Raw genomic sequence first — 13,843 nt, 5'->3', positions numbered from 1 at the left:
GCTATTTCAAAGCATGAGTTGCCAAAGTGGGTGCGTTACTGATCACTCACACTAATACTTTGGGCAAATAGTTTACTAAACCTGATTAATTGATGAATGGTGAATATCACTTAATTGCATCCCCACTACCTTTACCAATCGCTGTTAATAAGATATATCGGAAATAGTTTTTTATTGACATGCTTTTAATCATCTGCGCATCAACCTCTGCTAATTTCTCAGGGTTAGACATATCAATATTATTAATCTGCGCCAAACCTGTCACACCAGGCAAAACCTCATATACACCATGACGCACACGCTCACTGATAAGCTCTTTTTGGTTAAATAAGTTTGGTCTTGGACCCACCAAACTCATTTCTCCTTTAATGACATTAATCAACTGCGGCAATTCGTCAATTTTCGATTTTCGTAAAAATTTACCAAATTGTGTAACTGAGCTTGCCGCAGCTAAGTGAGTTGCCACAGACTGCGTCCCAACTTTCATTGTTCTAAACTTAATAAGCGTAAATGGTTTTTGTTTTTTACCGACTCTTTCTTGCAAAAAAATTGGAGAACCATTGCTGTAAAAACAATTAATCAGCATAACTAGAAAAATAATTGGTAGAGTGATTAGTAGTACGGGAACCGATAGGCATAAGTCAAGAAACCTATATTTTAACATTACTGTATTTTTCCTTAGCAAACCCTGACAGCGTTTGCTCCATTGTTGTCTTAGGCTGCCATTCTAACAAGTTTACAGCTTTAGAACAATCAATCTCAAAGTCCCCAAATAATTGCTCAATTTGTCTTTTTCTAGCTAAAACAACTCCCAATGATTTAAAACAAGTTATAGGAATCGGTAGCTGCAACAGCTTCTTATCAAAAGCTTGAGCAATGCGATTAGTAAGGGTTTTTGTTGAAATTACCTCGTTGTCCGAGATAAGAAAAGTTTCCCCACTTGCCTTTTTATGGGCAATACACACTATTATAAAATCAACCAAATTATAGACGGAAATAAAACTACGCGAATTTTTCGCTAAACCAAATGGCAAAACAGATAGCCTTCTAACGAGTTTGATTAGAGCTGCAAAATTGGCTTTAACATTTGGACCATAAACGACAGGGGGTCTAACAATCACTATCTCCATTTCACTATTCGCCGCAACTCCCTTTAAACCTAATTCCGCCTCATACTTTGATCTAGCATAATCATTAACAGGATGAACCTCATCATCCTCGCTAAATGGTCGTCCACTCGTATGCCCACCATTGACTAAAGCTGTACTTATAAATAAAAATCGCTTAACTCCTGCATTTGCCGCTTCTTTTGCTAACTTCAAAGTTCCGTGACAATTTACTTCATCATATGCTTTTGCATCATATTCACTACTATGCGCCAATCCAGCAAGATGAACCACTGCTTCAATACCTTCAAAAGCACCTTGCCAATTGGTATTACTATTTAAATCATCAATCTCGAACACGTCTTTAAAACCATGTTTTTTGCATTTTCTCACTACACATCGAGTTTCAAATTGTGTAGTTTTAACAAACTCACTGCCAACAAAGCCTGTGGCACCAGTTATTAATATTTTCATAAATTCCCTTAAAATAATTTCACATTCAGCCAGTATGGGACAATGAAGCCGATTTAATTGCATCTAAACTCTTTTCTGCTGCAGACTCTACAGAAAAAACTGATAACTCCATACAAATTAAGATGAATACAAACGCTTCCAATATAAACGTAATAACCGATGATTTATTCATAGCAATACTGACTGAAACCTTTTCTATGGCGTAAGAGTATATACCAAGAGCACTTTACTTGCCCATCGTTTAATGAATAAAATCAAAGCGTTGCAAACAAAACGCATGAATTCCATCGTAAATATTCAGCAAGCTTGCACACGATTGGTAAATAGCATTTAAGCTTTCAACCATATCCACTACATTAAAACCGTACTCATCCACAACACTGTTTCTAATTTTTCTTAAGCACAACCAGCCATTTGCATCCAATAACCCTAAAGCCTCCAGTCGGTTAAGTATATCAATAAATGATTTGCGTTTGATGTCCTCTGCCAGTAGCATGAGCACAGTTGGGAAAAGCTTTTCTCCCATCACATCTTGCAATTTAGAAAATCGAAATAAGAACTGATCAATATGCTCATTGATAAGCATAATACCATCTGACAATATGTGCTGGTATATCTTTTTATCTTTGCACAGCTTCATATCAACAATATCGACAGAGAAAGGTAAAGCACTATTTTCAAACTGTTCAGATAAACTGATTACATCACCTTTATATTCAATGGTCAAATTAATATCTGAAGTTTGAATATAATCCCCCTCTAGCTCTCGAGCCAAATAAAATCACTTGGCTAAGACATTCTCTATTTTTATTGAGAACACTCATAAGCTCAATAAATTGCCGTGGTGATAAACCAAAGGGATTTGTATTTTTCATTCAATTTTTACTCATTGAAGTTTCAACTGTAATTGAAGATTCCTTTTTAAATTCTCAGCTGAAACAGTCTTCCGTAGGGATGCGTAGGTTCTAAATATTTTCGTTGATACGGTAAAAGCAATCGCCACAAAGATAAACTGGCTAAAACTAAAATCACTTATCCTACTCCAGATAAGCGCGTGCACGATAGCCCAGGCAAGTAAGGCAGAACAAACATCATAGGCAAATACAATCCAAGCACTTTTGTTTTTTATTAGGCTTTTTTTCATGTTGATTCCTTACTCATAATGCTCAGCCAGCAAATCAATGACATTTCGTTCTTCAGGATCAAAACTTATCCCAACCAAATAGATTGGCTTCTGAGAGCTCCTATACTTCAGCGCATAATTTTTTTCCTTAATTTGCTGAACTGCTGCCTTCACATCACCATGTTTTTTTAACTTAAACTCAATAATCAACACTTTATCTGACATAATGAGTGTCAAATCAATTTTCCCCTGATTCGTGACGTCTTCAGCAATTAAATCATAACCAAGCGCGACCATAAAACTATAAACAATACTGGCATAAAAGCCCTCATATTGATCAATATTATTCTTACGATACCAATCATTTGGAATTGCCGCAAAGTGACTGCACAGAATATCTCCCAGCCGTTTGAAATCATTTTCCTCAAGCGCATTGATCATATAACCAATTACTCGACTTTTTCTACTATCGTTGGAAGCTATCGCCGCTAAACTGTTATTTAGACTATATTTAACTTCGTAGTTTGGATAGCCTAATCTATAGGCAATCACATTACCACGAATAAACGCTTCTTTAATTGTCAAATACCCAGTTTGAAACAGCAAAGTTTCAATTGGCATATTATCAACATCAAACGTTCTTAACAGATCCTCACCAACAACAATTCCTTCTAAGTCTGGGATAAAATAGCGGTTTTTCTCTACCATTCTCACTAGAAAAGTTGGTGTAGCCGTTTCAAACCAATAGCTCTGATAACGAAAACCCGAGTCAATAAATAATAAAATGTCAAATGGATTATAAACTTTTTGGCGCTCACTACCCGTAAAATTATAACCGTTATACCAGCGCTTCAACATCGTATAGTCAACATTACCCTGTTGTAAATATACCCCAAAAGCGTTCTCCATTTCTGCTTGATTATAGCCACAAATATCGGCATATCGCTCATCTAAAGTAACGTCTTGTAAATGATTCAAATCACTAAACAAACTCACCTTGCTAAACTTAGATACTCCAGTCAATATCGTGAATTTAATATAGTTATCACTTTGCTTGATGTAAGTATAAAGTCCTCGCAGAATCTCACGCATTTCAGTCGCTAAGGCACTATTGGACACATTATCCAGAATCGGCTTGTCGTATTCATCCACCAAAATCACGACTTCCTGTCCATGCTTTTCGTACAAGACTCTGATCAGCTCACCAAATTTAACACCATAATCCGTTTGCTGTAACACAACGCCATATTTATTGGCGTGCTGATCCAACATACTATGCACCTCGGTAAAAAAACGCTCTTTGCTGTGATAACTAGAGCTTGTACCGAAATTAAGATGTATTACAGGGTATATGCTTTGCCAGTCCCAATTGTCTTCAAGATATAAGCCTTTAAATAATTTTTTGTTTCCCTCAAATGCCTGCTTGATTGTATCGATTAATAACGACTTGCCAAATCGGCGTGGACGCGACAGAAAATAGCGGCACCCTCCTGTGTTCACCAAATTAAAAACATGCTGTGTCTTATCAATATAAACATAATCTTCGCTTCTTATTTTTTCAAAACTCGAAATACCAATCGGTAGCCTTTTCATGTGTTAGCCTCGTTTTTTATCGTTGCAGCAATTTTAATTTCTAATTCAAAATTCAACACTTAAGCCAATATAATGTTCAGCCTTTCTAATACCATCTTAATCGGTAAAACTTCAATGCCATCCTCATAATACTCTCGATCCCCGCCATAAATCATATAAGCATGCACCATCGGATAATCGCTTCTAAAGAGCTTTAAACCCTTAAAGTCCTTATCCTGCAACTTTTGCTTACGTTTAATTTCAAAGGCATATAAGCCTTTGTTTCCATAGAGTATAAAGTCTCTGATGCGACACCTTCTATTTCGCTTGCACTATCTAGAGGTCCTTACTTTGGGGTAGAGATTTAGTTTAAACATAAGCTTCGACTGATTCACACGAATTTTGCATGTAAACTAACACCACTAACGATCTGTGTCAATTGGGCGGTTACATCACCTTTATATTCAATGACCAAATTAATATCTGAAGTTTGGATATAATCCCCTCTAGCTCTCGAGCCAAATAAAATCACTTGGCTAAGACATTCTCTATTTTTATTGAGAACACTCATAAGCTCAATAAATTGCCGTGGTGATAAACCAAATACGTTTGTTGTTTTCATCTAACCACGAACCTTATTTAAAAATCATACTTTTGCAACATACAAATCAGTCATATTGCGCTGTTTCTCATCAAAACTCATCACCCATACTTAAGCAGTTCATCAATATTGCTAAGTGATAATAGCTTATATTCAACATCATATCCCTCATAATAACTCACTAGCTTATGTGACTTTAATATCAACTTTTCCAAATTTAATTTTTGCTTATTTAGTTTTACTTCATAAATGGTAAGCTTCTTATCGATATCATCTAACGCTACGATATCAATTTCATTGAGATTTCCGCGCTCCCAATACGAACCTATTTTAGTGTAGGTTTGCTTGGCTTTAAGAATTTCTATAAACAATTTCTCCAAAATTTTTCCTTTAAATATTGCGATATCACGATGAATAATGTCCTTTAATCTCAGAAAATTCTCCGCCTCTATAAGCGACTGATATTTAAATATAAACCTAAACCAAAAAGCTAGAAATATGTCAACTATCTCGTATTTTTGAACTTTCGAATTAGGCTTGGCAGTGATTGGTTTAACTGACTTAATGATTGAATAATCGTACTCTAAACGATACAAGTGCCCCGAGATATTACTTTGCAAAATGGATTCTATTTCAGCTCGAGAGGTCTTTGAATCGGCGATTAAACTCAAAATCGAAAAATAGACACCATAGTCCTTGCCAAACTCCTCTATGAGTCTATTTTTACCTTCATCCAAAAAAATTGAGTTAGGCTCAACAACGGTATTTACCATTGATTCCAAATCAAAACTGTCATGCAAACTAAATAGCTCAATATATTTCGCGACCCCCCCAGTCAACGAGTAAAAATCAAGCATGTTATCAACATTGTAGCTATGATGATCTTGTAAAATTTGTTTTAAAACATCTGGTTTAAAAGGCTTAAGCTCTATTTTAAAGTCGCAACGCCCAAATAGTGGCTCATTGATATCTTCATATATTTTTTTCATTAAATGATAAATTGATCCGCAAGTTATCAAATGCACTCTTGAGGTGTTTTTATTTATATCCCATAACTTTTGCACACTCGAATATATAGAAGGATTAATTTTTAGAAACTCTTGAAATTCATCAATAATTATTGTGAAAGATAGCTTCTTGCCTAACTCTAGCAAATATCCAAGCACATCTTCAAACCTAGACAACTCACCAAACAGTTTCACGTCAAGCTTATTGGTAATTTCATAGCAAAAATCTTCGCATAACAATGACTCAGCCTTTTTAGCAACAAAAAAATACAGCACTTTATCATCGGTATAATCTTGAAGTGCCAAAGTTGTTTTGCCTATTCGCCTTCGACCAATAAGCATAGTCATTACTGACTTTTGTGCTTTTAACTTATCAGCTTTTGCCAGAAGTGATAACTCATCTTCTCGGTTATAGAACTTCATTATAATAACCCTGGTTGTGATAACTTTGGTTATTATAATACATATGACATTTTATTCCATAACCTTTTTCCAATCAAAAAGGCGGCACAGCAATAATGCAGAGGTTTCCTTTTATGAATCAACTTTACTGATTTTTTTATACAGAGAATAAATTTGTTGATTAATAACATAATCTGAAAATTGTTCCTCTACCATTTTTCTTCCATTAGCACCATATTCTGCTCTTTTTCTAGGATTATTTGCTAACTCAATGATAGCATCTGCCAAGGATCGATGACCTTTAACTGGAATTAAAATACCATTGACACCATTTTTGCAAATCTCTCGACAACCTGGAACATCTGTCGCAATGATTGCTCTACCGCATGCAGCCGCTTCTAAAAGAGATTTAGGTAAGCCTTCGCCATAAGATGGCAACACTGCAATATGAGAATTTTGATAAATCTTGACAATATTCCTTTGATACCCTAGCCATTTTATCACACCTGAATCATGCCAGGTTTGAAGTTCTTTTGTAGTTAAAGAATTAGGATTAGCCTCATGAATATCACCAACCAATTGAACGGTGATATTTTCATACCCTTGATCTTTTATCATTTTTGCCGCCTGATAAAGCTCAACCACACCTTTATCTTTAAGCATGCGTGCAACAAAGGTAACTATAACCCTTTCACCTTCTGGTTCTGCTTTAACTTGATACTTGTTGATATCAACACCTGAACCCTTAATTAAATGCAATCGCTTTTTACTAATTATCTTATTGATTAAATAGGCATAATCATCTTCATTTTGGCAGATCAAACTTACTTTGTTGCTTAAACATAAGAGCCTTAACAGACCAATAACCCCTGACTTTATCAATTTAACAGACTTTTTAGATGACAGACTCAAATATCCAAGTCCTGTAATCATCCCTATAAAATTTTTTGCCTTTGATAGTTTAAATGCAATTAGTGCAATGAAAACCATTCGCATAGAAACAGCATGAATATAATCCGCACTAAATTGATTAAAAATCTTTCTTAATCTAAATAGTACTTTTAAATCAGATTTGGAATCTATTCCCTTTGAGCGAATTGCTAAATCAAAAACCTTAATGTTATAGTTTTCAATTTCATTTTTCTTACCTTGGTTACTTACGCAAGTTGCAATAGCAATTTCATAACCTTGACTTTGCAAAAAAAGTGCCGTAGCTAGCCTGTGTGATAAAAAATAGAAATCATCTGATACAACAAAGATAACCTTTTTCAATTTAGTCACCCCATTTATCAAGCCATGCTTGAAACATTAAGATGTTCCACAATGCCGCTTGCCAATTATTCTTATTGTGTAAATGCTGCTGCCAATAGCGCTGCACAACACTTGGCTCTAAGTAACCTTGCTGTGTTAGTAGCTTAAGATTAAGCAGTGATTCTGCCCAATCTTTTAAATCACCTTTTAACCATTTTGCCAATGGCACACCAAACCCCATTTTAGGGCGATCGATTAATTCTTGAGGCACATATTGATACAACACATCCCTTAATACACATTTACCAATTCCATTTTTGATCTTATATTCCAATGGTAAACTCCATGCAAACTCAAAAATTCGATGGTCTAAGAAAGGGACTCTTGTCTCCAAGGAAACTGCCATTGCCGCACGATCAACTTTTGTTAGAATATCATCCATCATATAGGTCTGCGAGTCAGTATACATCATCCACTCCTGAAAGCTCATTTCCCTAGCACCAATCAATCTATCATGATCCAAAGTTGCTAACTCATTCCCTCCAAGGACAAAATCAGTTTGATATATTTGTGAGCAAATTTGCTGATATAGACTCTCTCCCGATCTGCCACTATTTTTAACAATCTGCTTTAATTTCATCAATTTATCACTGAAATGCACATATTTTGACGGTGCTTTTCCTAGAGCCTTTAACAGGCTATTGGGTATATTGCTAATACCAAAACGAATGAGTTCTTTATCTAGAATGCGCCGCTTAAGATTCTGCGCTAAAAAGTAGCGATTGTACCCTCCAAACAACTCATCCCCTGCATCGCCTGAAAGGCTGACGGTAACTTTTGATTTTGCAATTTTACTCACCAAATAGGTCGGGATTTGTGATGAATCTGCAAATGGCTCATCATACATCAATGAAAGTTTTGGAATAACGTCAAGCGCTTCCTTCTCTGAGACGTACATATCCGTATGATTGGTGCCAAGGTATCTTGCAACCTCACGCGCATACTCTGCCTCATTAAATTTGTCCTCGTGAAAACCAATGCTAAATGTATTAATCTTCTGAGTGGACATTGACTGCATCAACGCCACAATAGTTGTTGAATCAACACCTCCAGATAAAAACGCGCCTAGTGGGACATCAGACGCCATTTGTAACTTCAAAGTTGATTGCAGTTTTTGCTCTAATGTTTGCGCTGCCTCTTGATAAGATCCTGCAAATTTCACCTGCGACAAAGCATCTTTTGCTTGCCAATAGCTATGAATTTTAGTTTCACCATGCTCTGAAACTACCAAATAACATCCAGGCTCCATCTTATAGATGTTTTTATAAATCGAATACGGTGTAGGCACATAGCCATAACGCATGTAAGTTGCCAAAACATTACGATCCACATCAAAATTCCACGCTAAAGATTTCAGTGGCTTTAACGCTTTCAACTCAGAAGCAAATGCAAAGATATTTTTTTGTTGTCCATAATATAGGGGCTTCTCTCCAAACCTGTCTCTTGCCAAATACATTTTACTTGCTTCTCTATCAAAAGCACAAAAAGCAAACATTCCAATACATTTTTGCAGAGCTTGCTCAATTCCCCAATGCTCAATTGCATTAATTAAAACCTCAGTATCACTATCACTTTTAAAAACAAGTGAATACTCTTGAGCTAACTGCCTTCTTAACGCTTGGTAGTTATAAATTTCACCATTAAAAACTATAACCCACCTACCAGTATGTGAAAGCATGGGTTGATGACCCGCCGTCGACAAATCGTGAATAGATAAACGCACATGCCCCAAACCAATACCTTCATGACACCAAACTCCATGGCTATCAGGACCACGGTGATGCAAGGACGTGATCATATCATTTATAAGCCGCTCATTAACTGACTGTTGATTAAATTTAATAACGCCTGCTATTCCGCACATAGTTTGTTTTCTCACATATTATTGAGTTAGCCGCTTATACAACGCTTCATATTGTTGTGCAATTGATTTTATCGAATATTTCTCCTGAACATATAAAACCATGGCATCAATATCTAATTTTTTGTTTTCTATGGCAGCCAAGCAACTCTTATACAAAGCATTATAATCGCCACTTTCTGAAACATAGCCAAACTCTCCTATAATCTCACGACAATCACCCACATTAGTCACAACGGGAGTGACACCACAAAACATCGCCTCACCAACTACATTAGGAAAACCTTCTTCTAGTGAAGTCGATAAATAAATATCTAAACAAGGAAGATAATCAGCACTATTAATCTGACCTAGCAAAGTAATGTGACTAGACAAGCCATATTTATCGATTAAAGCCAACAACTCAGGATTGTTTTCATCGCAATTTTTACCTGCCAAAACAAAACACCAAGTTTGTGCACTTTCTTTAACTAGCCTACTAGCCACAATTAAAAATCCTTTGTGATTTTTTACAGGATGATATCTGGCGAACATGCCTACTATCTTAGTCTTATCATCTAACTGATATTTTTGACGGAAATCACGCTCCCTACTTGGGTCAGGATAAAAAACATCCGCATCAAAGCCATTGCCAATATAATAGTCTTTACTTTTATCAAACCCTACTGCATGGTGCTGTTGTTGAGAAAGCTTTGAGTTATTGATCACCACGTCTGCATATTTACTCAACTTGCCGTTCAAACGAATCATGAATTGGGTTGATTTTTTATTGTTTTTAATGTCAATTAGACTTTGCCTAACGTTATGAACTAGCTTATGAGGTTTAACAAATGGCTTCATTAAAGTCGCAAATACATTGGCGTGGAACATCCATGACTGCACAACATCGGGTGAATACTGTTTCACAAGTTTTTTATACTTAAAAGTTGCAGTGACTGATTGCAAATTCTTCCCCATATACAGGCAATGCACCGTTACCCCCATTACTCTCAATCTATCTGCAAAAACACCTTCACCAGTCATTGAGATTACTATATTCTCAAACTGCCTTCTATCCATATTTGCTATCAGCTTATATAACATGGTTTCTGCTCCGCCTTGACCAAGACCTGTTACAATATGTATGGTCTTCACTTTATTCATCTTCCATTACACCCTTATCCTGAGAATTTTTTTGCTCAACAAAATGTTTTGAAAGCGAGACATATAGCACAGAGTAAATAAACCAAAAAAATGGTGATGAGTTTGGATAGTTTAGCATTACTCCAAACAATAAGAACAAGCAAAAATCAAAAAAATCCATTCTCCTATAGGCTGAAGACAGCATTGGAACAATGATAATTACAGACAAAAAAATGCCAAAATTGTAAATCATACTTGTTAGAAATATTGCTGGAGGAACAATAGATTTCAAATCAGCAAATATACCGTAACCAAAGAAAAATACATTTAGATGCGAATAAAAGAAGCTAACAAAATTTAATCTAGAAGCTGCTGAAGGATCACTTTGAAAATTAATCACCCTATCAAATTGTTGATTAAATAAATTGTATAAGTCATTATTATATAGTTCAATTAATATTGATAGGAGAGCTATTACAAAAAATTTCTTCTGCTTATTTAGACTAAAAAAATACATAGTCAACGGAATAATTACCAGCACGATCCCACTTGCGCTAAAAGTTAGAAAAACTGAACAACCACTCAATATAAAAAGCCACATAGGCATGGCTTTGTGACGGATAATAATAATCATTAAAGCATTAGTAATAAAGGCATAAACAGCTGGTTCGGCAAATATTCCACTTACTCGTTGAAAATGATGGCCATAAATATTCTGAGTATAACCCAAAAGCCTTTGAGACTCACCAGTAACAGGTTTCATATAATCTATATGGGAATCAAATATAAAATAACTAAAAAATTGAATATATAAAAATATCAAACTAACTATCAAAGTGATTTTCAAAGCCAAAAGTAGTTGTTTCTGGAAATCAGCAAATTTTATGGTAGAGTTTTTAAGTATAGTATAAAAAATCAACCCTAGAAGCACACCTAAAAAAGTATTAAATGTAATACTAATATTCCTCGTTTCAATGTATATAAAGGTAAATATTATGGAGATAATTGAGACAGTGAAGTACACGACAACAAAATACCAGTCTCTGTAAGATATTCCGACTTTGAAAACATAACAATAAAAAAATGCAAGGGTGTATCCCATTAGGCTAAACAATGGAACATTATACTTCCCAAAAAGAAATGAGTTTCCCAAAAACAATAAACACATTACTGAAATATAAAAATATTTCAAAGATTTCATGATTTTACATTCCGATACAGTCTGATAACATCTTGGATATAAAAACAAGCTCCAACAGGGGATAGCAAATAAATCATAAGCTTTATGTGTAGTGGTATTTTCACTCTTAAGTTCTGCTTTATTCTAAAAATATGAAGCCAGAACCTTGATATATTCACCAAAGTTTTCATTTTTTTGATTAATGACACCCTCTTAATATTAGAAAAAAAATATAACCGAACCGTCAGAGTTATAGGACTATAACGCTTCATCTTTCTTTCCCTTATAACTTGCAAAAAGACCGAGAGGATATGTCAAGCACAAAAATATTTTAATTTTTAGACTTCTTGTTTTTGGTAAGGAGTATAAACCAGCATTTAAGCGGTTCTTAACTATGCTTGCTGAGCACCGTGCTGTATATACAATGTTATAAAATAAAAACTTCTCATAACACTCTAAACTTAACAACCTCATATCTGCTTGATTTTTAGGGTAACTAAGCCTTTGCGATTTGGTATTTGAGTAAGAAGTAGGTAACTCTGTATCATACACTCTAAAAACCTTGTTAACATATACATATTTTCCATAAGTAGAAATGTGTGACCAAACAAAGCCATTCATATAACCAGGTTTCATTTTTGAGAACCATTTTATTAATTCTTCAGTTTTAGTAAATTGAAAAAGCTCAGCTGTATTTCTTTGCTTGAACCTTATTTCAGCCTCAGTAGCTACTTGCTCATCATTCTTAAACTTTTTGCCTATGAGCTTATTACTCCTATCAATGCAGCGTCCACAAATACCCACAATATTTTCATTACTCACATGATACTTTTTCAATAATGCTTCAACAATCTGCAAACAATCCTCTGCCAATTCATCATCATGATCTAAGATACATGCATATTTCCCCGAAGCCATTTTAGCTCCCATATAAACTGACTTAGAAGCAAAGTAATTTTCATTCAAAAAATGAAATTTAACTTTAAATGGTGCTTCTTTAGCAATTTTTTTAATAAGTTTACTAGTTTTCTCTTGATCGTTTGAGCAATCATCAACAAGAATCCACTCAAAAGCACCTTCATAATTTTGCCTACACAAACTTTGAAACGTCCGGTAAAGGGTTTTACTAGAGTTATAGCACGGGGTAATAATTGTAAATAACATAATTAAACACCTTTTTATGAATCCAACTTGGGAGTCTTGAGCTTAATAGCCTGTGGAAAATGTTTTGGTAAAAGCCAAAATGTTGCTAAATTAAATGAGCAAGCTGCCAATTTCAAGTATCCAATGGCAAGCTTATACCTTCTATTTTTAAAATGCCTAACAAGATTAAAACAGGCATTAATAAAAATAGGCTTTTTATATTTTTTATCTAATTTCAAGTATTTACCAAGATATAGTAGATTACATAGCATTAAGTCTTGTCCATTAGTGGTGGTTATAGCACTATGTGCATTAACTCTATACTCGGCTAGAACGTCCTTTAGAATTTTACCTTTCCCCGAACTTAGAAATTCCAATGTATAGTAATAGTCAATAAGAGGAAACTCTTTAATTTCTTTAGTAATCCTGAATTTCCTTCTATACATAATTGAACTATGAGCAGCTACTGAACCAAACTTCAAGGCATCATCTAATGTAATTATACTATCAGGAAAAATATCACTATATTTAAAAGACTCACCACTAAGAAAGCCTCCAAAATCATTAAAAAGATTCATTCTGCACCAAACTACACTGTAATCAAGATTGTTATCTAAAAAACACACTTGTTTAGCTAGCTTATCTGCTAACCAACGATCATCTCCATCACAATGACAGACGTACTCCCCGGTAGCTAAATTATGTGCTTTAACAAAAGTTTGATATACACCTAAGTTTTCTTTGTTATATACAGGTCTTATTACATCGTATTTATTTGCAAACTCATTAATTATACTCCTTGTCCCATCAGTCGACCCGTCATCTACTACAATAATTTCATAATCGACAGTCGTTTCCTGATTAACGATACTATCTAAGCACTCTCTAATATAATTCTCTTGATTATATGCTACTACGCATACCGATACTTTCTTCATAAT

General features: G+C 34.8%; 15 protein-coding genes. All 15 read right to left on the bottom strand.

Annotated elements, in window-relative coordinates; genetic code table 11:
- Positions 1–106: 106 nt before the first annotated feature.
- Positions 107–664: a sugar transferase gene (locus tag M1V25_RS00345; protein WP_498842110.1), complete on the bottom strand. Its 558-nt coding sequence runs from the start codon at positions 662–664 to the stop codon at positions 107–109.
- A complete protein-coding gene (locus M1V25_RS00340; protein WP_498842109.1) occupies positions 651–1,580 on the bottom strand; it encodes an NAD-dependent epimerase/dehydratase family protein in 930 nt (309 codons plus the stop codon). Before M1V25_RS00340 ends, M1V25_RS00345 begins: the two co-directional genes overlap by 14 nt.
- Positions 1,581–1,605: 25 nt before the next feature.
- Entirely contained in the window at positions 1,606–1,752 is a 147-nt protein-coding gene (locus tag M1V25_RS00335) for a hypothetical protein (RefSeq protein WP_498842108.1), read from the bottom strand.
- Positions 1,753–1,821: 69 nt separating this feature from the next.
- On the bottom strand, positions 1,822–2,355 hold the full coding sequence (locus M1V25_RS00330; RefSeq protein ID WP_498842107.1) for a hypothetical protein: 534 nt from the start codon (positions 2,353–2,355) through the stop codon (positions 1,822–1,824).
- A gap of 111 nt (positions 2,356–2,466) precedes the next feature.
- On the bottom strand, positions 2,467–2,724 hold the full coding sequence (locus M1V25_RS00325) for a hypothetical protein (protein ID WP_498842106.1): 258 nt from the start codon (positions 2,722–2,724) through the stop codon (positions 2,467–2,469).
- A gap of 9 nt (positions 2,725–2,733) precedes the next feature.
- Positions 2,734–4,296: an ATP-binding protein gene (locus tag M1V25_RS00320; protein ID WP_498842105.1), complete on the bottom strand. Its 1,563-nt coding sequence runs from the start codon at positions 4,294–4,296 to the stop codon at positions 2,734–2,736.
- A gap of 59 nt (positions 4,297–4,355) precedes the next feature.
- Positions 4,356–4,571: a DUF4143 domain-containing protein gene (locus M1V25_RS00315; RefSeq protein WP_498842175.1), complete on the bottom strand. Its 216-nt coding sequence runs from the start codon at positions 4,569–4,571 to the stop codon at positions 4,356–4,358.
- 95 nt (positions 4,572–4,666) lie between these two features.
- Positions 4,667–4,897: a nucleotidyltransferase domain-containing protein gene (locus M1V25_RS00310; RefSeq protein WP_498842104.1), complete on the bottom strand. Its 231-nt coding sequence runs from the start codon at positions 4,895–4,897 to the stop codon at positions 4,667–4,669.
- 80 nt (positions 4,898–4,977) lie between these two features.
- Positions 4,978–6,306, bottom strand: coding sequence for an ATP-binding protein (locus M1V25_RS00305; RefSeq protein ID WP_498842103.1), 1,329 nt, complete (start codon positions 6,304–6,306; stop codon positions 4,978–4,980).
- Positions 6,307–6,417: 111 nt separating this feature from the next.
- Positions 6,418–7,557, bottom strand: a complete 1,140-nt coding sequence (locus M1V25_RS00300) for a glycosyltransferase family 4 protein (protein ID WP_498842102.1) — start codon at positions 7,555–7,557, stop codon at positions 6,418–6,420.
- Position 7,558: 1 nt separating this feature from the next.
- The gene (gene asnB, locus M1V25_RS00295) at positions 7,559–9,460 is read right to left on the bottom strand and encodes an asparagine synthase (glutamine-hydrolyzing) (RefSeq protein ID WP_498842174.1); all 1,902 of its coding nucleotides are present in this window, start codon (positions 9,458–9,460) and stop codon (positions 7,559–7,561) included.
- 18 nt (positions 9,461–9,478) lie between these two features.
- Positions 9,479–10,600, bottom strand: a complete 1,122-nt coding sequence (locus M1V25_RS00290; protein WP_498842101.1) for a glycosyltransferase — start codon at positions 10,598–10,600, stop codon at positions 9,479–9,481.
- Positions 10,593–11,780 (bottom strand): hypothetical protein, encoded by a 1,188-nt coding sequence (locus M1V25_RS00285; protein ID WP_498842100.1) that lies wholly within the window; start codon positions 11,778–11,780, stop codon positions 10,593–10,595. Before M1V25_RS00285 ends, M1V25_RS00290 begins: the two co-directional genes overlap by 8 nt.
- Before the next feature lie 237 nt (positions 11,781–12,017).
- The gene (locus tag M1V25_RS00280) at positions 12,018–12,923 is read right to left on the bottom strand and encodes a glycosyltransferase family A protein (RefSeq protein ID WP_498842099.1); all 906 of its coding nucleotides are present in this window, start codon (positions 12,921–12,923) and stop codon (positions 12,018–12,020) included.
- Between the two features lie 14 nt (positions 12,924–12,937).
- Positions 12,938–13,840: a glycosyltransferase family 2 protein gene (locus M1V25_RS00275; RefSeq protein ID WP_498842098.1), complete on the bottom strand. Its 903-nt coding sequence runs from the start codon at positions 13,838–13,840 to the stop codon at positions 12,938–12,940.
- Positions 13,841–13,843 lie beyond the last annotated feature (3 nt).

The sequence above is a fragment of the Candidatus Nebulibacter yamunensis genome, from assembly GCF_024208055.1.
GTDB classification, from domain to species: Bacteria; Pseudomonadota; Gammaproteobacteria; order Francisellales; family Francisellaceae; genus Caedibacter; species Caedibacter lacustris.
Note: the sequence above shows the minus strand (reverse complement) of the source record. Positions and strands in the feature narration are given on the sequence as shown.

Coding starts and splice junctions, on each gene's coding strand:
- M1V25_RS00345 (WP_498842110.1), bottom strand. CDS start 664: ATGTTAAAATATAGGTTTCTTGACTTATGCCTATCGGTTCCCGTACTA.
- M1V25_RS00340 (WP_498842109.1), bottom strand. CDS start 1,580: ATGAAAATATTAATAACTGGTGCCACAGGCTTTGTTGGCAGTGAGTTT.
- M1V25_RS00335 (WP_498842108.1), bottom strand. CDS start 1,752: ATGAATAAATCATCGGTTATTACGTTTATATTGGAAGCGTTTGTATTC.
- M1V25_RS00325 (WP_498842106.1), bottom strand. CDS start 2,724: ATGAAAAAAAGCCTAATAAAAAACAAAAGTGCTTGGATTGTATTTGCC.
- M1V25_RS00320 (WP_498842105.1), bottom strand. CDS start 4,296: ATGAAAAGGCTACCGATTGGTATTTCGAGTTTTGAAAAAATAAGAAGC.
- M1V25_RS00310 (WP_498842104.1), bottom strand. CDS start 4,897: ATGAAAACAACAAACGTATTTGGTTTATCACCACGGCAATTTATTGAG.
- M1V25_RS00305 (WP_498842103.1), bottom strand. CDS start 6,306: ATGAAGTTCTATAACCGAGAAGATGAGTTATCACTTCTGGCAAAAGCT.
- asnB (WP_498842174.1), bottom strand. CDS start 9,460: ATGTGCGGAATAGCAGGCGTTATTAAATTTAATCAACAGTCAGTTAAT.
- M1V25_RS00290 (WP_498842101.1), bottom strand. CDS start 10,600: ATGAATAAAGTGAAGACCATACATATTGTAACAGGTCTTGGTCAAGGC.
- M1V25_RS00285 (WP_498842100.1), bottom strand. CDS start 11,780: ATGAAATCTTTGAAATATTTTTATATTTCAGTAATGTGTTTATTGTTT.
- M1V25_RS00280 (WP_498842099.1), bottom strand. CDS start 12,923: ATGTTATTTACAATTATTACCCCGTGCTATAACTCTAGTAAAACCCTT.
- M1V25_RS00275 (WP_498842098.1), bottom strand. CDS start 13,840: ATGAAGAAAGTATCGGTATGCGTAGTAGCATATAATCAAGAGAATTAT.